The following is a 24,877-nucleotide window of genomic DNA, read 5'->3' on the forward strand; positions in this document are numbered from 1 at the left end:
TTATTGCCGTCTTTTTAAATATTTTGTCAAAGGTCGAATACTACATGTACCTTTTATAGTACTGGGCTAACTTGAAGATTCCATCGGTTGTTGGATGTATTTCAAGGAAATTGCTGAAGTCATCATCATTTTTGTCCTTCATAATCTTAATCATATATGGCAGGGCAATGTTTGATGATGGGGTAATGGCAAGTACGTTATTTATTTTACCACTTTGAATGTCAATGTTTTCTTTGGTTATTCCCGTTTTTCCCGTTAACATATTCCAAAATGAACTTGGACCGGCAGCAGCGGGAAGCGTCAATTCTTTTCCATTATTATTGACTTTATCTCCCTTAATGTAACTAACATCGTAGTTTAATGTTATTGTAAGTGGTATTAATGAATAATCCGCTTCCACATCATTTCCCATTATATTGTTGATGGCTACCATTCCCTCCATTCGTGATACTGGTGTGGACAATAAACCGCCAATCACATCACCTGCTGCATATATGTCCGGGTTGGATGTTTGCATGTGGCTGTCTACTATGATATGTCCATCATCATCAACATCCACAATGTCCTTTACAATATCCGAGTTCGGTGTTACCCCCGCAGCCAAAAGAACTGTACCTTCAATTTCTCCATAATTTGTAATAACTGACCTATCTGTAATCTCTTTTATTTCTACGTTTTCATGAACTATTGTATTTTTAAGCAAGTTAGCTACAATATACTCTTCAGCTTCACTATCACTTAGCATTTTAAGGAAGCTACTTCTGCATAAAATGTCGACTTGACTGCCGAAGCTTGAGAATATATTTGCATATTCCGCTGCAGTTGAACCTCCACCGATAATAACTAATTTTTCAGGTATCTCTTTAAACTTCAAAGTATCCTTATAGGTATACGCATTTTCAACACCAGGAATGTCGGGAATAAGTGGTGATGAGCCGGTACAAACCAATAACTTGTCATAGTGGTATTCATCCTCATCATCAACTATCACAACCTTCCTATCAGCATCAACACATGCTTCACCCCTTACATACTCTACACCAGTACCTTTTGTTTCAGCGGTTATAACATGCCTAATCTTTTTTTGGGTTTCCTTTATCTTACTTGCTATATTGCCATAGTTTACATTCACTTCAGATTCAACAAGACCCAACTCGTTGAAATTATCCGATTCAACAACGTGCTTTGCCACATCAGACAATGCACATACAACCATACATGCTTGATTTAAACATTTGCCACCAATATGACGTTTTTCAATTAAAGTTACATTGTTTGATTTTTCAGCCGCGTCCATGGCAGCAAATCTGCCTGCAGGACCAGCACCAATAATCACTATATTCTCCATATATATCATCGCTCGTCTTATTGATAATAATTATGTTTAACATAGTTATTAAAAAGTATTATATTTTTTAGAAAAAAAGGGGAGAGTTTATGGAAAGTTTATTATACTAAGCATTACTATATCTGATAATTTTTTCCAATTGTTTTTTAGCAATGGACTTTTCAATAACCTCTCTTGACAATTCAACACCTTCTTTTAATGAAGAAACCTTGTTGGCCACATACAGTATGGCTGCAGAATTCATAAGACATAAGTCCATACGTGCCTTATCGGTTTTTGTTGTTGTAACATTATTCAATATGTTATTTATGACATCCAGATGTCCTTTGCTGGTGGATGGTGCCTTGATGTCTTCTCTGTTTGAATATTCAAGGCCAAAATCCTCGGGTGTGATGTAGTTTACATCAATTCTGCCATGATTTATGAATGCAACTTTGGTCTTTCCAATGTTTGATATCTCATCCATTGCAGGATTTCCATGTTCATCAAATCCATGAACAATCATACCCCTTTTTACTCCAAGATTAATTGATACCTGTGCAATGTCCTCTACCAGATTTGGATCATATAGTCCTGTTAATCTGGCAGTAACCTGTGTCGGACATGTAATGGGACCTATGAGATTGAATATGGTTCTTGTTTTCAATTCCTTTCTTATGGCCATAACATTTTTAGTGGCTTCATGATACATCGGTGCAAATATAAATGCAAAGTTACAGCCTTGCAATGAATTAACAACTTTCTCAGGTGATAATTCAATATTAACACCCAAATCTTCAAGAGCATCCGCTCCACCATAACTGCTGCTGACACTTCTGTTTCCATGCTTTGATATTTTAGCACCGGCTGCACTGGCAACAATCGAGGATACCGTACTGACATTGAATGTTTTTAGGGTATCTCCACCGGTACCACAGCTTTCAACCAGGTATTCATCAGGACAGTAGTCAATATTGATGGCATGGTCTCTCATGCTCTGGGTTAGACCGGTAATCTCATCAACATTTTCCTTTTTCATTCTCAATGCTATCAGAAAACTTGATATGACACTATCAGGGTAGTCCCCACTAATCAAGTCATTCATACATTCATAGGACTCATCATATGTTAAATCTCTCCTATTTTCTATTATATCATCTAAAACATCATAAATCATTCTAATCTCCTCGTAGCATTCTTCATACTTGTCGTATACTTTGTTATTTTCTCATATATTTTCTCGTTATCATTTAAATTTTCTTTAATAATATTAATTATTGCACTTCCAACTATCGCCCCATCGGAGCCTGCATCCAATACCTCTTTCACGTGTTTTTCCTCTGATATACCAAAACCTACACATATGTGAAGGTCGGTATTCCTTTTAATTCTTTTAATTAATTCTTTCGTGTTATGTTCAACTTCCTTTCTCACACCTGTTGTACCCATAACAGATGCAACATATATAAAGCCACCAACAATTTCACTAATCTTTTTTAACCGTTCATTACTTGTTGTCTGTGAAACTATGAAAATCTCCTCGATGTTGTACTTATTCGATGCATCAATAACATCCTGTGCTTCCTCAGGTGGCAAATCAGCTATTAAAACAGCATTGATGTCCAATTTACTTAAACGTTCATAAAATGCATCTATTCCATGTTTATAAACAATATTATAATACAACAGTAATCCTATTGGAATTGACGTATATTCTCTTACTTCTTCAAGAAAAGAAAAACATTTTTCAATGGTCATGCCACTATCGAATGCCCTGATATCAGCTTCCTGAACACTGGCACCATCTGCTACCGGATCAGAGAATGGAAAACCTATTTCCAAAGCATCAACACCGCTATCTACTAATCTCTTAACAATATTCAATGAAGTTTTATAATCAGGGTCCCCGGCAACGACAAATGGGATGAACGCTCCTTCATTATTTTTTTCCAGTCTTTCAAACATTTCTCTGTAACTTACTTTACTCATAATTCCACTCCCAATTCCTTTGCAACGATAAACATATCCTTATCTCCCCTACCAGATAGGTTTACTATAATTGTCTTGTTCTTATTTTCCTCTTTTTTGGCATATTTAACTGCATACGCTATGGCATGTGAACTTTCAAGAGCCGGTATGATTCCCTCTGTCCTACATAATAATTCAAAGGCTTCCAATGCTTCATCATTTGTAATCGGAACATATCTTGCACGTTCAATGCTATGTAGATATGCATGTTCCGGACCTACACCAGGATAATCCAAACCTGCAGATACACTGCTGGTATTTCTAATCTGACCTTCATCATTTTGCAGAATGATTGATAACGAACCATGTAATATTCCATCAGTACCCTTTGTTATTGTAGCACCATGATTTAACCCATCTATTCCTTCTCCACCAGCTTCAACGCCAATCAGTTCAACCGATTCATCATCCACAAATCCGCTAAATATTCCCATGGCATTACTTCCACCACCAACACAGGCAATAACCGTATCGGGTAGTTTGCCCTCTTTTTCGATAATTTGTTTTCTTGCCTCTTTTCCAATCACACTTTGGAAGTATTTAACCATGCTGGGATATGGATGTGGACCCATTGTAGTGCCTATCAGATAATGGGTAGTATCCAGATTTGAAATCCAATATCTGAAGGCTTCATTGATGGAATCTTTAAGTGTTTTACTTCCGATATCTACCGGATTGACTTCTGCTCCGGACAATTCCATTCTGAACACATTTAGTTTCTGTCTTTCAACATCCTTTGAACCCATAAATACCTTAACGTCCAAGCCAAGTTTTGCACCAATAACTGCAGTTGCTATTCCATGCTGTCCCGCACCCGTTTCAGCTATCAGTTGAGTCTTTCCCATGTACTTAGCCAGTAAACCTTGGCCGATTGTATTGTTTATCTTATGTGCTCCTGTATGAAGCATATCCTCACGTTTTAGATAGATCTTACATCCCAGTTTCTTGGATAAATTTTCAGCATAATACAATCCCGTAGGTCTACCTGCAAATTCACATAAATACTCATCTAACTCTTTTGTAAATTCTTTGTTATCCTTAAACTTATAAAATGCTTCTTCAAGCTCCTCTATTGCAGGTATCAATAATTCAGGTACATATACTCCGCCATATTTACCAAACTTTCCATCATATTTCATGTTATTCCTCCATATATTTTTTGTACTCTTCAATGCTTTTAATTTCTTTTATCATCTTTCTAATCAATTATTGAATAATTTTAAAATCTTTTTTATCTCAGTTATGTTTTTACATCCTGGTTCAAATTCTACTCCACTATTCAAGTCAATCCTGTCGAAGTATTTTAATTCGTCATAAATACTTTCCAGGTACTCATAATTTAATCCACCAGCCAAAGATACCTCTGTATGATTATTTGCCTTTTTTATGATTTTAGATGCTTTAATTGCAGTATCTATTGGTATTTGTGTATTTGTACCACCGGTAAGACCATCCTTAACATAATCAAGTAGGATATTGTCGCATTTGGTTGAAAAGTCCATCAATTCCCTTTTCTTGGATTTGTCAATTTTATCTTTAAGGCCAATTGCCCGTGTAATGTTTATATTTTCAAAGTTATGATATTGATTAATCCACTTGATGTATCGGATGTCAAAACTGCTGAGGCTGTGTAGCTGAATGTTATATATTTTCAGCCTGTTGCTTTTTAAAATTACATCATATGCATTGTCCGGTTCAATTACCAAGGTGGATGAACGTTTATAGTTTAATTCTTGTTCAAGTTGATTGATTCTGTTCATTGAAACGTTTCTCTTTGATCGTTCTATATTGATAAAACCTACCTTGTCATAATCTAATTTTTCAATCTTTTTGAGGTCATTCCTGTTTGTTATACCGCAAATTTTTACCTTCATATCCATAAAAACCATTCTCCTCTTATTAATTCTTCTTTGTCTTTTGATTAATTTTCTAATGCCCGGTGTAAATTGTGTATATATGATGAAATAATTTCTTTGTCATTACTTTCTAAAACACTACTTCCTATCAGTATTCCATCGGCACCATAATCTTTCAACTGTTTTGCATCATCTGTGTTATTTACTCCACTTTCTGAAATCATATAATTTGGAACGTATTCTTTTAATTTTTTTGTCGTTTCTAGGTTAATACTAAAATTTTTTAGGTTTCTGTTATTCACACCAATAATCGGTGGGTCATATTCTTCAATGTTCAATATGTCCCTGATGCTATGACATTCGACAATGGCGTCCATTCCCAATTCATGGCATATGTTAAGATACCCTTCGATATCCGGACATATTCCTTCAATTAATAATACGCAACTTGCATCATTGACGGCAGCTTCATATATCATGTATTCATCAATAATGAAGTCCTTACGTAATAATGCTTTGGAAGTATATTTCTTAGCATCTTTCAAATTCTTCAGATTACTGTTGAAGTATAAATTCTCGGTAAGTATGCTTATTGCATCAACAGGGGTTTTTTCATATATTCCTATTATATCTCCAAGACTCAAATTACTGATAGGGCCTCTTGATGGGCTGGCCACTTTATATTCACAGATTAAGTTACATCTGTTTTTATTTAACATATCTTGAAAGTCATACTTTGATGAAATTGTTGATCGGTAATCGAAGGCATTGTTTTTCAGAATCTCTGTTGGAATTTTCTTCTTAGACTCTTCAACAATCTTTTTATTGTTGGCTATGATTTCTTCGACTTTATTCATTTAAACACCTCATAGTTCTAAGAAGTTTTCAATAATTTTATGGCCATAATCGCTTCCAATAGATTCCGGATGGAATTGCACTCCATATGCAGGATATTTTTTGTGTTCTATGGACATGATTATCTTGTCATCGGTGTAGGACGTGACTTTTATGTCATCGGGTATCATACTTTCATCACATATTAATGAGTGATATCTAATTATTTCAAATCTTTCAGGAACATCCTTAAATAATGGTGAATCCACATGATATATTTCATCTTTTTTTCCATGTACTGGAATACTTTTTTTAATCAATCCGCCATATGTATGATATATTCCTTGATTTCCTAGACAAACCCCCAATATTGGTGTATGTTTAAACTCTTTTATCACATCACTACAAATACCGAAGTCTTTCCTGTTTGTTGGACATCCTGGACCCGGTGATATTATGATATGGTCTGGATTAATAATTTTAATCTCATCAATGGTGATTTTATCATTTCGTTTAACGATGACATCCTCATCATACTCTTTGAGAATTTGGTATAGGTTATATGTGAATGAGTCATAGTTATCCAATAGCAATATCATTCTTAACACTCCTCAGCAGATTTCTTAAGGGTATCTATCAGTGCCTGTCTTTTATTTCTACATTCCTGATATTCCATTTTAGGATTGGAATCATATACTATTCCTGCACCGGCCTGCAATTCTGCTTTGTTGTCATAAGTCGTCAATGTTCTGATTGTGATTGCAAAGTCAGCGTCACCGTTTAATGAAAAGTAACCTACCGCTCCACCATAAGGACCTCGTGCAGTTTTTTCCAAATCATTTATGATTTCCATGGCCCGTATTTTTGGTGCTCCGCTAAGGGTTCCCGCTGGAAACAGGCTACTTAATGCATCTATTGCATCATATTTCTCGTTTAATTCTGCACATACATGGCTTACTATATGCTGTACGTGTGAAAATTTCTTTATCTGATTAAACTGGTCTACATTAACACTTTTTGTTTTACTTATTCGCCCTATATCATTTCGTGCAAGGTCAACCAGCATTAAATGTTCAGCCAGTTCCTTTTGGTCATTGAGCAAATCCTCTTCTAATTGTTTATCTTCAATGGGATTATTTCCCCGTATCCTTGTACCTGCAATGGGATAAGTTTCCACTTTGTTGTTTTCAAGTCTCATTAACATTTCTGGACTGGAACCGATAATTTCTCTATTGTTAAATTTAATGTGATACATGTATGGTGATGGATTGATCTTTCTTAAATTTTCATAAAAGATTGTTTTGTTTCCCTCCAGAATTAAGTTCTGTGGATTTGAAATGACTGCCTGGAAGATGTCTCCATTTATGATATGCTCCTTTGCCTTTTTTACGGCTTTTATATATTCTTCTTCTTGGAAATCTTCTTCGATGAGTTTGTATTTAAGTGTTTTCTCTTGTGGTTTTTTATTGTTTACATCTCTTATTTGTTCTAGACGATTTTCGTTTACGCTCAGGTATTCGCATGTATTGTGGATATGGTCATATATGATGCAATCGAGATATAATCCGAATTCAAAGTCAGGATAAAGACTATCGTATGTTGGTATGTCTTCGAAGTATTTGATTGATTCATAGGAGATGTATCCTATCAATCCTCCACAAAATCCTTTTCTATTGAAATCGTTATCGGTTAATTTTTTCAAATCCATGAATGGATTTGAGGAGGTGTATTCGAGTGTATTGTCATTTAATTTTATCGTTACCTTGTTGTTGTGTGCATTTATTGTTGCTATCGGATCAAATCCGATAATTGAAAATCTTGAGAGTTTATTGTCTTTTTCAAGTGATTCAAACAAAAACACATTGTCGTATTCATCATATAATATTTTAAATAATTCTATAGCTTCTTTAATTTCTATTTTTTTGGTTTTTAGTTCTTTAATTGAATTTTTTATATAGCCAAAAACATTCACTTTTGTTCATTTTTATCAACCTTTTCAAGTTCTATATTAATATTACATTAATGTACTATTTAAATGTTTGTTGTACAAATTTATACATTAACTATAGTTTTATTAACTTTGTTGGATAATATAATACTGAGGATAAGTAATATGTGGAAAAAAACTATAGAAAAATTTGAAAAATACCCATCACAGCAAAAGGTCGTTCTTAAATTATTGCAATTGGGACTAAAGGTGACTGAAAATAAGAAAATATGCTGTGGAGATGTAGAAATAAACATGTCATCCCTTGCCAAATCAATAAATACTGACAGAAGGGTAATAGTTTCTACAATAGAAAACATATTAAATGATGATGATTTAAAAAATATATTTGCTAACATAACACCTGCCGGACCCGTTTTGTCAAAAATATCCCAGCCACTGGGATTGGGTGTAATAGAACTGGAGGGATTGGCTGAAAAATATGGTATACTTAGTGAGGTATCAAAAATATTGGCCGATGAAAGAATATCCATACTCCAGGTGTATGCTTCAGACCCCTATCTGACACTGACGCCCCACATGACGCTAGTGACAGATAAACTGATTGCGGGAGATACAATACAGCTGCTATTAAAAATAGATGGTATAACCAAGGTATCAATATATTAAATATTATTAAATAAGATAATTCCGGTCCAAAGTTGTCCTGGTGTTGATTGTGAAAGTTATTGAATAATAAATAATGTTTCAGTTGTCCAAAAAAAGTAAATGGAGTTAATAAACTCCTTTTTGTTGTTTTTTAAGCAAGTAACTTATTTGCATAGCAGGAATTGCAATTTGTTTTAATAATTTCAATAATTCTTCCTTATCTTCAAGATCTTCACTAATTTCATCTTCCCATGCAAGTTCCTTTTCTTTTATTTCCTTAATTAATTCCTGACCTTTGTCTGTAATTACAAAATCATATGGTAAACCATTATCCGGTTCTTCAATAACTTCAATAATGCCCTTCTTCTCTAGTTTTTTGTATCTTTTTAAGAATAATTTCTGGTGTAATTCATATAATTTTGGTATTTGATCAGGATTTTCCATTAATTGTTGGTACTGTTTGATTCTGACATTTTTGTGGTGTTTCTTATCGTGTTTTACTACCTGTTTGAACAGTTTAATCTCACTTTCATGTAGGTGTATACTTAAGTTTGCTTTAAGATATGCCATTTTTGATGTTTCAAGTAAGGATATCAGTGTATTCACATCTTTTAAATTATTAATAATATCATTGTGCGGATGTTTTATTTTATTCATCATATCACCTATTTTTTATAAAATTTTAATAATATTATATTTTAATTTAATTTATTTATATGTTTAATGGTATCATGAAAGTCCCATTTTTTCCATCATTACCCAAATTTCATACTACCCTCATATTTTAAATAATAATAATTACAAACTATTAATAACTAGAGAAATATATATTTTAAAAAAAATAATTTAATCATTCATATTAATTTGGGGAGGAATAATATATGTGTATTGCAGCACCTGCAAAAATTTTAGAAATCAATAACAATATCGCCACATGTGATTTTGGAGGAGTAAAACAGGAAGCTAAACTGGATTTGGTGGAGGCAACTATTGGAAATTATGTTTTGATTCATTCTGGGTATGCTATAGAAGTATTATCAGAAGAAGCAGCAAAAGAAACATTAAATACTTGGAATGATCTTTTAGAGGAATTAGAAAACGAATAATTCTTTTTCCAAAAACTTTTTTTTAACCTTTTTCTCAACACCTGCTTATTTTGGAACTTTTCATTATATTAAATTCGACAGTATCCATTATTTGAGCTTTGATTTTTTAATGATTTATAAACATGTCTTTATTTGTTATAATAATTCATATTTCTGTTTTTTTAAATAATTAGTTATAAAAATAGTGAAAACAGATACATGCAAAAATTATATGTGGATATTTTTCTGAGAAATAAATCAATAAAATAAAAACAGATTGTAATATTATAAATATCAAAATAATTAATTAAAATAACTGATTATTAAAAATAGAAATGTAAATGTTAAGAATGGGCACGCTGGGATTCGAACCCAGGACCTCACGGTTATCAGCCGTGCGCGCTAACCAAGCTGAGCCACGCGCCCTACAAAATAAGACGGTCTATTTTACAGACACTATTATTATATTGATACTACTTTATATATATACTTTATGGTGATATTTCCAAAAAGATTAATAATTGAAGATAATTATTATTCTTCTTTATTAACCATTTCATTGATGGTGTCAGCCATCATGTGATCAATAACTGTGATGTTTGCTTTTTCCACGCCTTCTACTTTTTCAGCTTCTAATTTCGCTGCCATGGCTATGTTAGCTATACTCATACATCCAGGATTGGTTGGACTAATTGTAATATCCGCTTCTTTACTTTCTTCATCATATTGTATTTCTCTGATTAGTCCCATAGCTACAATACTAACGCCCATGTGTGGGTCTGCAATCATTGCTAATTTATCTTGAATTTGACTTTTTATTTCTTCTGAACTCATATATAAATCTCCTTTTTATTTATCTTTAATCTTAGTTAATAATATACTTTGTTATTTAAAACATTCTTTTTAATTTATTATTGTTTTACTTAATTTGATGTCTGATTTTAACACCAATTCCCTTGTCTGCATTGACCAGTTCTTCACCGTTCATCATGGATTTACCTACTCCGATAACTGTATCATCTTTTATGATGACAACTTCATCATTAGGAATGATTTCTTTATCTGCATCAACAATACCCGGTGCAAATAATGTGTTGCTTTGCAAGTCAAAATTTATAAATACCCTGTTGATTTCATTTTCTTTTAAAATCTCACCGGCTTTAAGATTCAATGTATATAATCCAGTTTCAAAGTGTAATGTGGCAATTTGCTCCTTTTCAATCATTATTCTAGTATTAAAACGACCACTTGTTCGTGTATTGTCCGGTATGAGTGCATCCATTTTCTTGCTGTTAAATTGATATCTGGCAATTGATCTTAAATCATGAAGTTTATGTTTATTGTTTGGCACTTTATCCGCCTTTTTAACTTCATCCTTTAAGTTGGCCAATGATTCTGATGAACGGGTATTATCATCCAAACAGGTGTAAACCACGTTATCCAAATATTCTTCGCACGCCTTCTTATATCCACCGGCTACATGTGCTATTACCTTGTAATCTTTAGCATACTCTTTGATTGCTTTTCCCGCCATTTGGATTTCCTCATCAGACCAGTCACCAGTAGTTGAAGCATCATATGACTGAATCGGATAAGTTTTCTCCATTTCTCTTGGACAAATCCCAAACGGTGAGGTAAGTATAACCTCTTGCAGTCCTTTAGAATACCTTCTAAAGATTGTGTGTGATTGTGATTGGGAATATGGTTTTTTCATGCTGCATGGGAAGACTACAATAGTATCACTGTATGGTTCCAATAGCTTCATCCTATTTTGCCATCTGATAACTTCAGGTCTGTGAAGTGATAATTCAGTTATACATGGAATTTTTGCATGTTTCATAGTACTATCTTTCCATTAAATTATTTATTAAAAAAGAATAATAAATCAGGTAATTAGAATAATTTACCTAATTTTAGAAGAGCTTTAGGTGACACTTTTATTAAAAGTTTAACCATTGTTTTAGGATTAATTTCGTTTATGTCCTGTTTAACAAATTCATGAGCGATGTCATTTAATTCGTCATCATTTAAGGATAATAAATATTCTTTGGCCTTTTTATATTTGTCATATCCCTTACCGATATTTTCATCGGTCAATTTAACATATTCTTTAAGGTTTTTGGCACTATAATCTCCGCTTTCTATTGCATCTGCAGCTACTATACCTGCATATGCACCTGATTCCAATGCACTGTTTATTCCACCACCAGTCAATGGATTAACAAAACCTGCAGCATCTCCAACAACTAATATGTTGTCTCCAACACGTTCTTTGATTAATCCACCAACAGGGTCTCCGCCCATATTTATTTCAACGGCTTGTGCATTTTGGGTTTCAGGACAGTTTTTGATGAATTCATCAAGGTGTTCGATTGCTGTTTTATCGGTATGTGTTTTAAGTACTCCAATACCTACATTTGCTATGTCATCACCTTTAGGGAATATCCATGTATATCCACCGGGTGCTACACTTCCAAAGTATAACTGGATTACATTGTTATTTTCCATTTCCAGTCCGGCCATCTCGTATTGTACACATGATTCCATATTGTCAAATTTGGTATTGCAGTCTAATCCTGCCCATCGGCCAACACGTGATTCTGGACCGTCAGCTGCTATAACGATTTTGGCATGAATCTTAATTTCCTTTCCCATATTTTCGGCAGTTATTACAATACCGTCATCAACGCGTTCCAGACCTGTTGCACGTGTTCTTATCATGATTTTTGCACCTGCACGGGCTGCATCCATGGCCATGTGCTTGTCGAATACTTTTCTTTCAAGTACGAAACCAGATTCTGGTATGTCTATTGTATCTTCATCCATCCATACGCTGGTTTGATCTGGTGATACTAATCTGACACCCGTGGATGTTCTTGCAATCCATCTTGGATCTGGATTGATTCCCAATTCCTCAAGACCGGACTTGGATACTCCTTCAGCACATCTTTTAGGAGAACCTATTTCTGCTTTTTTATCTATTAACAATACCTTAGCACCATGTTTTGCCGCTTCTCTAGCTGCTAGTGAACCACCAGGTCCTGCTCCCACAACGACGATATCTGTTTCAATATCCATATAATCACCTATTCCATTTTAATTGCCGCTACAGGGCATGTTTTTACGCATAAACCACATTTTGTACATTTTTCTTCATCGATGACTATTTTTAATTCCTGTACATCGATAGCATCTGCTATACATACTCCAGCACATGCACCACAGTATAAACAATTATCATTAACAATCATAATATTACTCCTTTTTATCGTTAGCTTCTTGTGCTCTTCTCATGTCAATAGCTTCATCTCTGGTGATGAATATATATCCACAGTTACTGCATTTTAACTCACCATTGGCACCGTAAGCATTAAATTCTCTTTCAAAATCTCTGTGTTGGGTTTTGTCTTTAGAACCACATTCAGGGCAAGGTTTTAATAAATCTTCAATTTTCATATTATTACTCTTCATTTTCTTTATCGTTCAAATTATTCAATATGTCCAGAAGTTTAAACTGTGCCGCCTGTAAGTGTTTACAGTAAAAGCTTCCAGGTTCACGATGGTTTCTATACTGGTAATCAGCACAATCGCAATTCCAAAAACCATAAATCATTGAAACTAAATAATAATCATCTTTTTTATTATTTTTAACCTTAAATATGGCATGTCCAGATTCATAATGTTCAACTATGACATTATCATTTTTGTATAATTCATATCCTTGAAGTATTCTGTCAGCCATTATCATCAATTTTATGGTTTATTAATATTTATTTATATCATTACATTTTATTAATCTTTTTGATATTTACGTTATAGTGTCAGATGTGTGGTGATTTATATAACTTTTAGTAAATTTCATTTCTCTCTTTTTTTTGTTTAAGTTTTAGATTAACTTGTGACAATTATCTTAAAATGTAGATTGTACCTAATATGGTCTTCATTGGGATAAACTTGTTTTTTATAAGGGGGGTACTCGATTTATCAAAGTCAAATAGTGTTTTTTGTTTGTTTTTTTTTTGATAATTTAAGGTTGTTGTTTGCTTTGTTGTCTGGAGTAGGGGTGTATTGATATTATTTTCTGATTTTTAGTTTTCTTTTTTCTTTTGTGTTTTATTGATGGTCTTCCTTCTGTGTTTCCTTAGGATAACTGTTGAATTTTTGTTTTTGTCTTGAAATCTTGTTGTATACATTACATTATACTGTTTGATAATTTTTGGTATAAATAAATTTTTTAATTCAAATGATAATAAGGGAAAATCATCAATCATTAACTGGGGTTACTGAAAATTTTAATCCAGATTGGAATAAAGCATTCTTGACACAAAATCAAACTAATGTATATATTACATATAATTGGCATGTGTTTAAAAAGTAAAACCGTATTGTATGGTATACTTTCTCAAAAAGTAAAAAATATATAACAATATCCTGTTTATGACTTCATTTGGAATGATTTTTAAGGTTATTTTTATGAAACAATGATTTGGTTTGATTTTTACAATCAATCAGGATACAAATTAAATAATAGTTAAAAAAAGAAATATAAATGTGAGATACATTTATATTGTTAAATGCAGGTGTTTTGTGGTTTTTTCCATTCAAATGCTATTTTTAATTGAATATGTCTGCTTCTTCAAGCTTTTCATCAAAGAATTTTGTACGTTTATCCCATCTTTGTTTAAGGGATATGGATAGTGCAATTATCACTATTCCCAATATCAATAGGAATATGAACGATGGAATATAATTTGCCCATATTAATCCTAATTGTGACTCACGTACCATGTTTATTCCATGAGTCATTGGCAGATATGGATAAATGATTCCGAATAGTGTATTCATGATTTCTACTGGATAGATACCACCGGAACCAGATATCTGGAATACCAATAATAAAATTCCAACAGCTTTTCCAACATCTCCAAATACGGATATCAATGAATACATTATTATCATAAATACCATTGCTACAAAGTAACACGAAAATGTAAACACTAACGGATTTCCAACATCCAATCCAAGTATAAATACACCAAGCAGAGTTACTGTTGTTTCCAGTATTGACATGAGATTAAACATGACCAGTTTGCCCAGATACATTTCATGTGGTTTATATGGTGTTCCGATACTGGTACCTGTCTTAAACATTACGCATGTAATAAGTGCTCCTACCCACATTGATAATACGAGGTAAAATGGGGAAACCTGTGAACCATAATTATTTGTCGGGAATTCTTCGTGTCTTTTTAATTTGACTGGTGAGAAGAAATAATCTCCGGCTGCATCCTGATTAATATCCGTTACTGCGGATAGCTCATCTGCTGCAAATCCTATTTCATCCGATGCATTTCTTAATGCGGATGCTGAAGAATAACCTAATAATTCCGCTCCAGATGCTAATTCTATGGATCCATTTGCTAAAACATGTACACCACTTGAAAGTTCGGATGCTCCGCTTGCCAACTGATTTGAACCTTGGGCTAATTGCTGTGAACCATCTGCTAATTGATTTGCACCAGTAGCAACACTACCTGAACCGTCGGCTACTAGATGTGCACCTTCATTTAAATCATTAATATTCTTGTTGGTATCAGTCATTTCCTTATCAATTTTTTCAAGTAACTCTTTGATTTTTGTTGGATCTTCTCCATTTTTTATCGCCTGATTTAATCTTGATATGTCATTTGATACATTGTCGAATTGATTAACTATTGAGTTGGTTCTATGTGTTAGATTGTTTGAGCCAATAGCAAGATTTGCCGAATCACTGGATAGGTTATATGCTCCAGTATATAAGTTTAATGCACTATTTGTAAGATCTGATGAATCATTATATAACTGTTTGATTTGACTGTTAATGTTTGAAGTGTCTTTGTCAAGTTTATCAATATCATCTGCGAGTTTGGATGAATTTGTACCGTTGATTATTGCCTGTTTGATTTTTGAGTAGATGTCATATATTTCATTTGATTTGGTGGCTATTTGTTGTGTTCCATCTGCCACTTTATTTGCACCACTTGCAACTTGGTCTGCACCGTTGGCCAATTTAATCGAACCTATGGATAATTCATTTGCTCCACTGGATAGTGTTTTGGCTCCACTTGCCAGTTGGTCAGAACCACTGGATACTTTGTTTGCACCATTTGTTAATTGATCGGCTCCACTTGCAACTTTGTCTGCTCCTGCAGATAATTGATCTGCACCATCTTCCATTTTATCTGCACCGGTTGCCAATCCTTCCTGAAGTTGACCTAGTTTTCCTAAAGCCGCCACATCAATAAATGATACAATTTCAGCATTAAGCTTATTATAAACTTCTTTAGAAGCAGCATCAGTTAATTTAGCTCCAACAGGACTGGTTTTTTGGTTGACAATATATTCTAATTCAGCTGAATGGGGATTGCCCGTTGTAATGGATACAACCGATTCACTAAAATTCTGTGGAATGATTATGCCCGCGTAATAGGTTCCATTATGAACACCGCGACGCAGCTCATCCGACGATACGAAAACCCATTTAAAATTATCATTCTCCTTTAACGAAGTAACCAGCTTCGCACCCACATCTATAACTTCACCGTTATATTGGGAACCCAAATCCTCATTTGCAATTGCAAATTTTACATTTCCTGTATTTTCATACGGATCCCAACAAGCATATATGTTAATCAATGCATATAAGGACGGCAATAAGATTATTCCAAGTATGATTATTATTACAATGGGATTAGTTAAAGATGCACGAAAATCTTTCTCAATAATATTCATTATTTTAGCTTTAGATTCATTATGCTGCTCCTTCAATTCTACCCTATTCAATCGTTTAGGAGTAGAGGGAGTATCATCTTCTCTTTTTTTGGGAAATAGTTTTTTCATTTACACCACACACCTCCTTTCCATAATATAAAACAATTTTCCAACATAAAAAATATCCATATTGAATTTTAAGCTATATTTAAAAAAAATTATCTTCAATAAACAGATATGCAGTAACGATATTTTGGACATTGTTTATATTTTTAAATAATATTTTTAACCAAAACAACAAATAAATCTATTTTTTTTAGATAATTTATGAACCATACTAGTAATGGGTATTATTTTGGTTATTTCACATGTGATTATGTTAATAATTATTATATATAGATTTATATTGTTTTTTCAAATATATTTTTTGTGATGATTATTCATCAAATTCTAATTCAAGTAATCCATCATATTCTAATTCCAATGTATTTCCGGAATAATCTGTCATTATATGGACAGGATATATTTTCACCCCAGTTTCATATGCCTTTTTGAGTGTTTTGCTAAATGATGGATCAGTATCATAATTTGGAGTAAATATCCGTGCATCATTTTGTAAAATAAGTATTATGATTGCACCGTTTTCATTTTCCTCTTCGATTTTAATCAATTCATTAACATGTCTGCATCCACGTGTGGTTGGGGCATCGGGGAATTTGGCAATCTTATCTACCACTAATGTGCAGCCCTTTACCTCCAGATATAAGTTCTTCTCGTCATCATCACATAAAAGAAAATCCAATCGACTGTTTCCATAGCTATATTCTGCCTGCTTAATGTGAAAATCTCTTAACTCTTTGATTTGCTTGCCTTCAATTAATTCGGCAACCAATCTGTTATGAAAACTGCTGTTTAATAAGACCCAATTGTCCTCATGATAAACCGCTATCATATTATATGCCGTTTTACGATTTGTTTTTTTATAATCATCAACATATTCGACCAATATGTCCCTATTTTCTATCAATAATTCCTTTAATCTTCCCGGATCATGTAAATGGGCTAATTTAATTGAATCATCTTCATCAAAAAATTCAACCGTGAATCTGTTGGGTCTTGATTTATACTTAACTTTTTTAAGATTATTTATTTTCATAATTGTATCTTTCATTTTCCACATAATTAAATAATGTTATTATTCACGATTGACATACCTATAACTATAAGATTGTTGAATTGATTATCATGATTAAGTGTAGTTATTGTGGATGTGAAAATTTGGATGGTGCAGTTTATTGCATGCATTGTTCCAAAAGATTGTCTGAATTAAATGAAGAAAATAATTATGATATGAATCAATTAAGTGATGTCTACTACTCTTATTTGAATAACAGTTACAATACAAACAATTCACATCCATCCAACAATACTCCAACAAATGCCTCCGAAAATAATAATATGGATTATGTTCACGAGAATCAACAGGAAAATTACTTTCTGATAAATGATGAAAAAACATTATTTGTATCTATGCTATTGGCAATGATTGTGCCTGGTTTTGGATTAGTGTATTTAAAACAGGTGCTCTTGGGAGTATTTATTTTTCTAATAACTATAATGCTATGGATTTTAACAGGCATATTCTACTATCTTCTAAAAATTGATTTGATATCCGTGATGTTATCTATATCAATAATAATCTATCTAGCATCCATAGCATATACCTACAAATTAATATCGGTGGAAAATGGTGAAAATAGGATAATATAAGTTAATTCCTATTTGCTAATGATGCTATTACGGGGAATATTATGATTAGATGTTTAAGATGTGCAACAAATTGTGATGATGATTTAAAGTATTGTCCTAACTGTGGAAATAACCTGATGACAAATAACTCGGCCAACAATATTCAATCAAATTATCAAATAAAGAATAAACGACTGGAAATAGCATTATTACTCTCAATATTCCTGCCGGGCATTTCTTATTTCTATTTGGAATTATGGTATAGGGGAATACTATTCTATTTATCATATATCCTGTTTTTTATCGTACTTGGTATAAAATCCGGTTTTTATTATACATATGCTAATACGCTAAATGTAAATCATATTTCAATGTTAATTTTGTTTATATATCTCCTGGTATATGTATTCCAGGTAATAGATGTGATTAAAAGAACCAATATGATAAATAATGCACAAATAAGATTCTAATATGCATTTTTCAAGAGTTATCATTTCTTTTTTCATGCTATTTTTTTACCGAATTATTGAGGGTAATCTGCCGTAGTTCTAATTAACCATAAATTACATACAAAATAAGAAATATTTTAAATAACTTAAAAGACATAACTATAATAAATAGCAATATATTATTTTACATAAACGAAAAATGGAGTAAATGTGATGAAATATGAAATGTATCAAGAAATAATGGAACAGCCATTATCTCTAAAAAATACCATTGAATCAGAGAAGGAACATTTGGAATCCATATCTAATATTTATGCTAATTTCGATAAGATCTTTTTAATTGGATGTGGAAGTTCAATTTCTACGTGTTATTCAATTAAAGATGCAATCAAATCCTTTTCTACAATCAACATCGATGTACAAACAGGTTACGAATTTGTAAATCATCAAATGCTGGAAAAGGACAGTAATGTTGGATTAATTGTCACATCCCAATCTGGTGAAACAGCAGATACATTAGCGGCTTTAAGAAAAGCAAAAGAATATAATATCACCACAGTATCAATAACCAATGATAAAAATAGTTCAATGGCAAAAGAGGCAGATCATTCTGTAATAACATTATGTGGTGAAGAACATGCTATTTTAGGTACAAAAACTTATATAACTCAATTATTCTCATTGTATGTTATATTCTTCTCAATGATAAAATCTCAACGAATAGAATCAATGTTAAACCAGTTATATGAATTACCAGATTTAATCGGAGAATTAATAGAGTCAACTCAAGAGGATGCAAAAGAATTAGCACAGAAAAATAAGGATGTAGACATATTTTACTGTATGGGAAGCGGATTGAATTATGGATTAGCATATAAGTTAGCAATGACAATGTTTATGGAAGGTGCTGAAAAACATGCATGTCCACTTTATTCAGGAGAATTTAGACATGGTTTAATTGAAAGAGTTGAAAAGGGAGTCAGTGTCGTATTCATAAAATCAAATGATGAATCCGATGATATAACACCTAAAGCTATAAAATTCTGTGAAGGAATAGAAGTAAACAACATCATATTCAATCTGGAAGACTATGCTGATGTGGACTCATTATTAACTCCATTTATATTGTTAATTCCATTAGAATGGTTTGTTTATCATTTATCCATATTTAATGGATTGGATCCGGGAAGTACCAGACATATAGGGAAGATAAGATACTAATTTTTTCTATCTGTCTCATTTTTTTCATTTGACCTCCAAATAAAAATTAAATTTTTTCTAAACTTATAGTATACTTTAAATTATATAAAAAATAAAAGTATAATTATAATAAAATAATTTATCAATTAATAATTATCTTGGAGAAGTGATTTTTTGTATTCAGTAAAATCTAATGAAGATTTTGAACAGTTAAGTCCATTTATAATAATCGGTGCAGGTGGAGGAGGAGAGAAGTTCTCCAATTTCCCTGGTGTGGAAACAGCCGGTTTTTTAGACGACTCCACTGACAAACAAGGAAAGGAATTTTGTGGACATATCGTTGGCTCTGATTTAAAGGAATTGGTTGAAACCACTAATTCAAAAAGTGTGGCAATAATGTTGCCTATAGGGGCTGAAGGTGCAGCATTAAAATATGCGGTACAGGCTATTGATTTGGGACAGAATGTATTGACGTCATTTAGATCATTACCAATTGAGGATAATCCATCCCTATTGAAGTTTGCTAATCAAAAAGGTGTTGAAATTAAACAGATAAGCTCTAGATTAGATAACATTAAGAAAATAATGGGTGTAGCTCCAGAAAAATGTACAGAGGTTCTTCCAAAAATAACATATGAACATAAAAAACCTGTAATATTTGTAGGTGGAACATCACAGGAATGTGGTAAACGTACAACAACACGAAGATTGGGTAAACTTGCAAAGGAAAGAGGGTTAAATGCAATAATCATCTCAACCGACGAGATGGGTCTGGAAAAACCTACTGATATTAATTTCCGTGCCGGTAGTTTATCCGTGATGGATGTTCCTGCAGTAATCATGGGAACATTAAAATATATGGAGGAAAATAAGAATCCTGATATAATCTTTGTTGAAGGACAATCTAGTTTAACCGAACGTGGAAATCCTCATCCAAAAGGACTGTCAGCTTCAATACTCTTCGGGGCAATGCCTGATGCAGTAGTATTATGTCATAGACCAAATCATCCATTTAGAGAACCTGTTGGGATAAAAACTGAGTTAAATGCTATAGAAGCGGTAGAACCTACAAAAGTTATAGCATTATCAATCAATAGAAGAAATGCACAAGATGAATCATTAGAGAATATAGAAGAAGAGTTTTCTTTACCGACTGTGGATATACATACTGAGTCAAACGGTGGTATTGAACGTCTCTTAGATATAGTACTTGAATATGTAGGTGAGAATAAATGAAAAATTCTTTAAAAGATTTAACAGTAAATGTTAAAAAGTCAATAGACAGAGAGTATGATGGCGAATTTAATGTAAATCAAAGTTTTGATGAAAATCAGAAAATGTTGAATGATAATGTCATATCATCAATAGAAGATTCCTACTCTGATTATGATGATGACTTTGATGATATAGTTATAGAACCTGACAATGATACCATATTAATCGAACCTGATAGGGGTGTCAATATAGATACCATCCGTTTAATCAAGGTTAAAAGTATTTACACTTTAAACGATGAACTGGAACGGGTTGATAAGACGGGAATTCCAGTAATAATTGATTTAAAATACATTCAAGAGAGACGTTCCTCTGAATTTAAGAAATTGGGCACAATGATTAAGGAATTTAAGGAATCATCAGGAGCTCAAGTGGTACTTCTTGGAAGTACAAAAAATGTGATAGTGGTAGTTCCAAAGGATATTGTCTTATTAAGACATTAAATATGTTAAATCACTTTCTCCCATTATTTTTTTTACTTAAAATTTTCAGTATCATTCATTAAAGGGGGATAAATCCATATCTGATTCTTTAAAAAACTTTTATCCTAATCGATTACTATAAAAAAACTTTTATAAAGATTTTATAAAAAAAATAAGCTATTATAAGTAATGTAATTACTTATATTGATTTCATGTCATAGAATTTCATGAAATTATTATACATAACCTTATCAATATCCCTTTTATCATAACTATTTATTTCCAGTTCATGTTTCAATCTTGCAAGATTCATAGGGTTTGATGGAGCATAGCTCATATCAGTATCAACTATGAATTTATCGAAGCCATACTCATCTAATACCTTGATTGTATCTTCAACACTCATTTTTTGTGGTTGAACCGTTATGGCAGGAGTATAATCCTTATCGACAACTTCATCCACAATTGAAAAGTCTACATGATCCAATTGCACCAGTTTCGGGTCGATATTCTCATCAATCAGCTCCATTGTTTTGGACGTGACTTCAGCTTTATTGGTTCTGGGCGTGTGTACGATTACCCTATAGTTAAGATTGTCAGCCATCTGAAGCTGTTTGATGAAAACTTCCTGTTCCAGCACACTTGCACTATCCAATCCTATCTCCCCGATAGCTATTACGTCATCCCTTGATAGGTACTCTGGTAGCTTATTGAGTACATTTTCATAGTCTGTCGGAATTGCACGTGGATGTATACCCAATGCCATGAAATATTTTATGTTATGTTTTTCAACACGCTTTTTCTCAACATTTAACATTCTATTGAAGTGTTCAAAGCAAACATTGGACTGTCTCATCTCTAGCGGGTCATATGCACAGCTAACAACGGCCTTAACGCCGGCTATGTTAATCTGTTGAAAATCTTCCACAGGTCTTGAATCAGAATGTATGTGGGCATCAATAATCATTGTCATCTACTCTTCGATTTCATCAAATTCTATTTCATTATCTGTGAGCTGTTTAATCAGCATAGGTATGCGTCTGATGGACACCCTTTTTTGTTTGAATGTATCCCTGTTTCTTATGGTTACCTTTTTGTCTTCAATGCTGTCATAATCCACTGTTATGGCATATGGAATACCAATCTCATCAGCTCTAGCATATCTTCTACCTATAGTACCGCTTGTATCGTAGTTTGTAATAATATTATTGTCTCTAAGAGTGTTTTCAATATCGTTGGCTATTGATGTAAGTTCCTCTTTATTAACAAGTGGAAGAACACTCGCTTTAATAGGTGCAACTTTTGCAGGTATTTTAAGGTATGCCCTGCTTTCACCTTCCTCGTTGGTATCTTCAGTATATGAGTGTAATAATGTGGAATATATTATTCTGTCAATACCATATGATGGCTCAATAACGTGTGGTATGATTCTTTCTCCCTTGATTTTTTCATTCACTGTCTCAAAGCTCACAAAGCTGTCATCAATGGTATACTCAGTATCGTCTATAGTGAATGTATAGTTGCCGTTTTCTTCAAATGATTTAAGAATGCTTTCGGCATCGGTATTTTCCAATATTTCCTTAGCTTTGGATGAATCTTTTTTAAATACCGGTCCAAACTTTTTCATATTAAATGATGTTTTAGTAACAGTAACCTCTTTTGGTGTATCATATTCTTTAAATACGCTAAGGTCTTCTTTGCTGTGTTTTATATGTGATTGTAGGTCGAAGTCGGTTCTGTCTGCAATACCTATAATTTCCACCCATCCATATTGGTCGGTTTTTACTTCAGCATCCCAGCAGTCAATGGCATAATGTGCCATTTCATCAGGTAAATGTTGTCTGAATCTTATTGCATCATCCGGAATTCCAAGATCAGTCAAGAAGCTTTTAGCTATGACAATCTGGTAAATCAGTGTTTGGCTGCTTACTATGTTGTTGTCAATGGCATCTTTTACAAGTACTCGGATAGGTTCTTCATTATTTAATTGTTGTTTCTGACCATATAACTTCAATTCATAATTTTTAATGTGCTCATAGTTTCTATGGCTTTTATCTGATGGATCAACAAATATCTCTGCTTCAGCTTGCGTAAATTCCCTTAATCTTATAACTCCCTGTCTTGGAGATAATTCATTCCTGTATGATTTTCCCAGTTGAACTATACCGAATGGAAGTTTGTCCTTGTAGAATCTGCTGATTCTTTTAAAGGCTATAAATATTCCCTGTGCCGTTTCCGGTCTCATGTAGCCTACTTGTTTTCCACTGGCACCGATTTCTGTTTTAAACATTAGGTTATAACTTCTAACATCATCCAGACTTCCGCCACACTCTGTACATACTATGTTGTTGTCCTTGATTATTTGGGTTAATGATTCATCAGGCAGTCCTTCAACATCCCTGTCAATGTTTTCTTCAATGATGTGGTCTGCCCTGTATATCTCTTTACATTCATTACATTGGGTCATCGGATCTGTAAAGTTGTCAACGTGGCCTGAAGCCTTAAGGGTTTCCTTTGGCATTACAGTAGGGGCTTCAATTTCAAAGAATCGTTCCTTGCTTACGTAGTATTCTCTCCATAAATTCATTATGTTGGTTTTTAACAGACCTCCTACCGGTCCATAATCATAAAAACCCGCAACACCCGAGTATATTTCAAAGGAAGGATATAATATTCCTCGTTTTTTCGCTATACTCATCATTTTCTCATTTGTCATTATTTTCCTCCTTTAATATCAAAATCTTGTTTAATCTTACTTACTTGTGGTCCGGTTTGACGCATATACTTACTATCACGGTCTTCATGTCCATATGGTTTAGCTGATGGTGATGTCATGGTTTCAAATACTATCTGACATACTCTTTGACCAGGATATAATGCGACCGGCATCTTACCGATATTGGATATTTCCAGCGTAATTCTACCTTCAAAACCGGGGTCAATGTATCCAGCAGTCACATGCATCGTAATACCAAGTCTGCCCATGGATGATCTGCCCTCTACACGTGCAACAATATCATCAGGTATCTTAACATATTCGTAGGTTGTAGCTAGCGTAAACTCACCCGGATGAATGATGAATGGTTCACCCTCTTCCACGGTCAATGACTCCATATATGATTCAAGGTCTATCTTGTCAAACGGATCAATAAATGGTTTTGTGACAATTTTAAATCCCTTGAATTCATCACCTAACCTTAAATCCACACTTGATGGTTGAATCTGTTTATCGTCTTCTATAGGATCAATTACAATTTTTCCTTCATCTAAATATTTCTTTATATCCACATCACTGAGTATTGCCAT

Annotated in this window: 27 protein-coding genes and 1 tRNA gene; 7 read left to right on the forward strand and 21 right to left on the reverse strand. The window is 33.2% G+C overall.

The genetic code is table 11. The annotated features are described in order from the left end of the window. Positions 1-40: 40 nt before the first annotated feature. The 8 genes from AW729_RS10645 to trpE form a co-directional block, all read right to left on the reverse strand. On the reverse strand, positions 41-1,348 hold the full coding sequence (locus tag AW729_RS10645; RefSeq protein WP_162685906.1) for an NAD(P)/FAD-dependent oxidoreductase: 1,308 nt from the start codon (positions 1,346-1,348) through the stop codon (positions 41-43). 106 nt (positions 1,349-1,454) lie between these two features. After that, positions 1,455-2,504, reverse strand: a complete 1,050-nt coding sequence (gene trpD / locus AW729_RS10650; protein WP_112125100.1) for an anthranilate phosphoribosyltransferase — start codon at positions 2,502-2,504, stop codon at positions 1,455-1,457. Further along, entirely contained in the window at positions 2,501-3,316 is an 816-nt protein-coding gene (gene trpA / locus AW729_RS10655; RefSeq protein WP_112125101.1) for a tryptophan synthase subunit alpha, read from the reverse strand. Before trpA ends, trpD begins: the two co-directional genes overlap by 4 nt. Next, on the reverse strand, positions 3,313-4,494 hold the full coding sequence (gene trpB, locus AW729_RS10660) for a tryptophan synthase subunit beta (RefSeq protein ID WP_112125102.1): 1,182 nt from the start codon (positions 4,492-4,494) through the stop codon (positions 3,313-3,315). The genes trpA and trpB overlap by 4 nt, the downstream gene beginning before the upstream one ends. Before the next feature lie 63 nt (positions 4,495-4,557). Beyond that, entirely contained in the window at positions 4,558-5,235 is a 678-nt protein-coding gene (locus AW729_RS10665) for a phosphoribosylanthranilate isomerase (RefSeq protein WP_162685907.1), read from the reverse strand. A 41-nt stretch (positions 5,236-5,276) separates the two neighbouring features. Next, positions 5,277-6,068: an indole-3-glycerol-phosphate synthase gene (locus AW729_RS10670; RefSeq protein WP_112125104.1), complete on the reverse strand. Its 792-nt coding sequence runs from the start codon at positions 6,066-6,068 to the stop codon at positions 5,277-5,279. A 9-nt stretch (positions 6,069-6,077) separates the two neighbouring features. Further along, positions 6,078-6,644 (reverse strand): aminodeoxychorismate/anthranilate synthase component II, encoded by a 567-nt coding sequence (locus AW729_RS10675; RefSeq protein WP_112125105.1) that lies wholly within the window; start codon positions 6,642-6,644, stop codon positions 6,078-6,080. A gap of 2 nt (positions 6,645-6,646) precedes the next feature. Continuing rightward, entirely contained in the window at positions 6,647-8,017 is a 1,371-nt protein-coding gene (gene trpE, locus AW729_RS10680) for an anthranilate synthase component I (RefSeq protein ID WP_112125106.1), read from the reverse strand. Positions 8,018-8,158: 141 nt separating this feature from the next. Here trpE and AW729_RS10685 point away from each other — a divergent pair, with 141 nt between their 5' ends. Next, entirely contained in the window at positions 8,159-8,662 is a 504-nt protein-coding gene (locus AW729_RS10685; RefSeq protein WP_112125107.1) for an amino acid-binding protein, read from the forward strand. A gap of 105 nt (positions 8,663-8,767) precedes the next feature. Here AW729_RS10685 and AW729_RS10690 read toward each other — a convergent pair whose 3' ends face one another. Beyond that, on the reverse strand, positions 8,768-9,298 hold the full coding sequence (locus AW729_RS10690; protein WP_112125108.1) for a hypothetical protein: 531 nt from the start codon (positions 9,296-9,298) through the stop codon (positions 8,768-8,770). A gap of 224 nt (positions 9,299-9,522) precedes the next feature. Between AW729_RS10690 and AW729_RS10695 the strand changes: the two genes are divergently transcribed. Next, positions 9,523-9,747, forward strand: coding sequence for a HypC/HybG/HupF family hydrogenase formation chaperone (locus AW729_RS10695; RefSeq protein WP_112125109.1), 225 nt, complete (start codon positions 9,523-9,525; stop codon positions 9,745-9,747). Positions 9,748-10,077: 330 nt separating this feature from the next. Here AW729_RS10695 and AW729_RS10700 read toward each other — a convergent pair. The 9 genes from AW729_RS10700 to sfsA all read right to left on the reverse strand — a co-directional run bounded on the left by AW729_RS10700 (position 10,078) and on the right by sfsA (position 17,632). Further along, positions 10,078-10,152, reverse strand: a tRNA-Ile gene (locus AW729_RS10700). Between the two features lie 108 nt (positions 10,153-10,260). Further along, positions 10,261-10,560, reverse strand: coding sequence for a metal-sulfur cluster assembly factor (locus AW729_RS10705; RefSeq protein WP_112125110.1), 300 nt, complete (start codon positions 10,558-10,560; stop codon positions 10,261-10,263). 85 nt (positions 10,561-10,645) lie between these two features. Continuing rightward, a complete protein-coding gene (locus AW729_RS10710) occupies positions 10,646-11,566 on the reverse strand; it encodes a DUF5591 domain-containing protein (protein WP_112125111.1) in 921 nt (306 codons plus the stop codon). A 53-nt stretch (positions 11,567-11,619) separates the two neighbouring features. Next, positions 11,620-12,804, reverse strand: a complete 1,185-nt coding sequence (locus AW729_RS10715) for an NAD(P)/FAD-dependent oxidoreductase (RefSeq protein WP_112125112.1) — start codon at positions 12,802-12,804, stop codon at positions 11,620-11,622. 8 nt (positions 12,805-12,812) lie between these two features. Then, a complete protein-coding gene (locus tag AW729_RS10720; RefSeq protein ID WP_112125113.1) occupies positions 12,813-12,977 on the reverse strand; it encodes a DUF362 domain-containing protein in 165 nt (54 codons plus the stop codon). 4 nt (positions 12,978-12,981) lie between these two features. Next, on the reverse strand, positions 12,982-13,182 hold the full coding sequence (locus AW729_RS10725) for a TIGR04165 family Cys-rich peptide (protein WP_162685908.1): 201 nt from the start codon (positions 13,180-13,182) through the stop codon (positions 12,982-12,984). A gap of 4 nt (positions 13,183-13,186) precedes the next feature. Beyond that, complete coding sequence (locus tag AW729_RS10730) at positions 13,187-13,468, reverse strand: SWIM zinc finger family protein (RefSeq protein ID WP_162685909.1); 282 nt, start codon at positions 13,466-13,468, stop codon at positions 13,187-13,189. A gap of 872 nt (positions 13,469-14,340) precedes the next feature. After that, positions 14,341-16,605, reverse strand: a complete 2,265-nt coding sequence (locus AW729_RS10740) for a YhgE/Pip domain-containing protein (RefSeq protein ID WP_112125117.1) — start codon at positions 16,603-16,605, stop codon at positions 14,341-14,343. A 307-nt stretch (positions 16,606-16,912) separates the two neighbouring features. Continuing rightward, on the reverse strand, positions 16,913-17,632 hold the full coding sequence (gene sfsA, locus AW729_RS10745) for a DNA/RNA nuclease SfsA (RefSeq protein WP_162685910.1): 720 nt from the start codon (positions 17,630-17,632) through the stop codon (positions 16,913-16,915). Between the two features lie 89 nt (positions 17,633-17,721). On the opposite strand from sfsA, the gene AW729_RS10750 reads away from it, so the two are divergent. The 5 genes from AW729_RS10750 to AW729_RS10770 all read left to right on the forward strand — a co-directional run bounded on the left by AW729_RS10750 (position 17,722) and on the right by AW729_RS10770 (position 21,592). Further along, positions 17,722-18,246, forward strand: coding sequence for a zinc ribbon domain-containing protein (locus AW729_RS10750; protein ID WP_162685911.1), 525 nt, complete (start codon positions 17,722-17,724; stop codon positions 18,244-18,246). 41 nt (positions 18,247-18,287) lie between these two features. Further along, the gene (locus AW729_RS10755) at positions 18,288-18,695 is read left to right on the forward strand and encodes a hypothetical protein (protein WP_112125120.1); all 408 of its coding nucleotides are present in this window, start codon (positions 18,288-18,290) and stop codon (positions 18,693-18,695) included. Positions 18,696-18,887: 192 nt separating this feature from the next. Then, positions 18,888-19,895, forward strand: a complete 1,008-nt coding sequence (locus tag AW729_RS10760; protein WP_112125121.1) for an SIS domain-containing protein — start codon at positions 18,888-18,890, stop codon at positions 19,893-19,895. A gap of 153 nt (positions 19,896-20,048) precedes the next feature. Beyond that, positions 20,049-21,110 (forward strand): DUF1611 domain-containing protein, encoded by a 1,062-nt coding sequence (locus AW729_RS10765; RefSeq protein ID WP_112125122.1) that lies wholly within the window; start codon positions 20,049-20,051, stop codon positions 21,108-21,110. Further along, the gene (locus AW729_RS10770; RefSeq protein WP_112125123.1) at positions 21,107-21,592 is read left to right on the forward strand and encodes a hypothetical protein; all 486 of its coding nucleotides are present in this window, start codon (positions 21,107-21,109) and stop codon (positions 21,590-21,592) included. Before AW729_RS10765 ends, AW729_RS10770 begins: the two co-directional genes overlap by 4 nt. A 178-nt stretch (positions 21,593-21,770) precedes the next feature. On the opposite strand, the gene AW729_RS10775 is transcribed toward AW729_RS10770, so the two are convergent. From AW729_RS10775 to dcd, 3 genes are read right to left on the reverse strand one after another with little or no spacing between them, the layout of a single operon-like run. Further along, positions 21,771-22,544, reverse strand: coding sequence for a TatD family hydrolase (locus AW729_RS10775; RefSeq protein ID WP_236951234.1), 774 nt, complete (start codon positions 22,542-22,544; stop codon positions 21,771-21,773). Continuing rightward, entirely contained in the window at positions 22,545-24,287 is a 1,743-nt protein-coding gene (glyS, locus tag AW729_RS10780) for a glycine--tRNA ligase (protein ID WP_112125124.1), read from the reverse strand. Then, complete coding sequence (gene dcd / locus AW729_RS10785) at positions 24,287-24,877, reverse strand: dCTP deaminase (protein WP_112125125.1); 591 nt, start codon at positions 24,875-24,877, stop codon at positions 24,287-24,289. The genes glyS and dcd overlap by 1 nt, the downstream gene beginning before the upstream one ends.

Origin of the sequence: Methanosphaera sp. BMS (genome assembly GCF_003268005.1) — an archaeon.
Taxonomy (GTDB): domain Archaea; phylum Methanobacteriota; class Methanobacteria; order Methanobacteriales; family Methanobacteriaceae; genus Methanosphaera.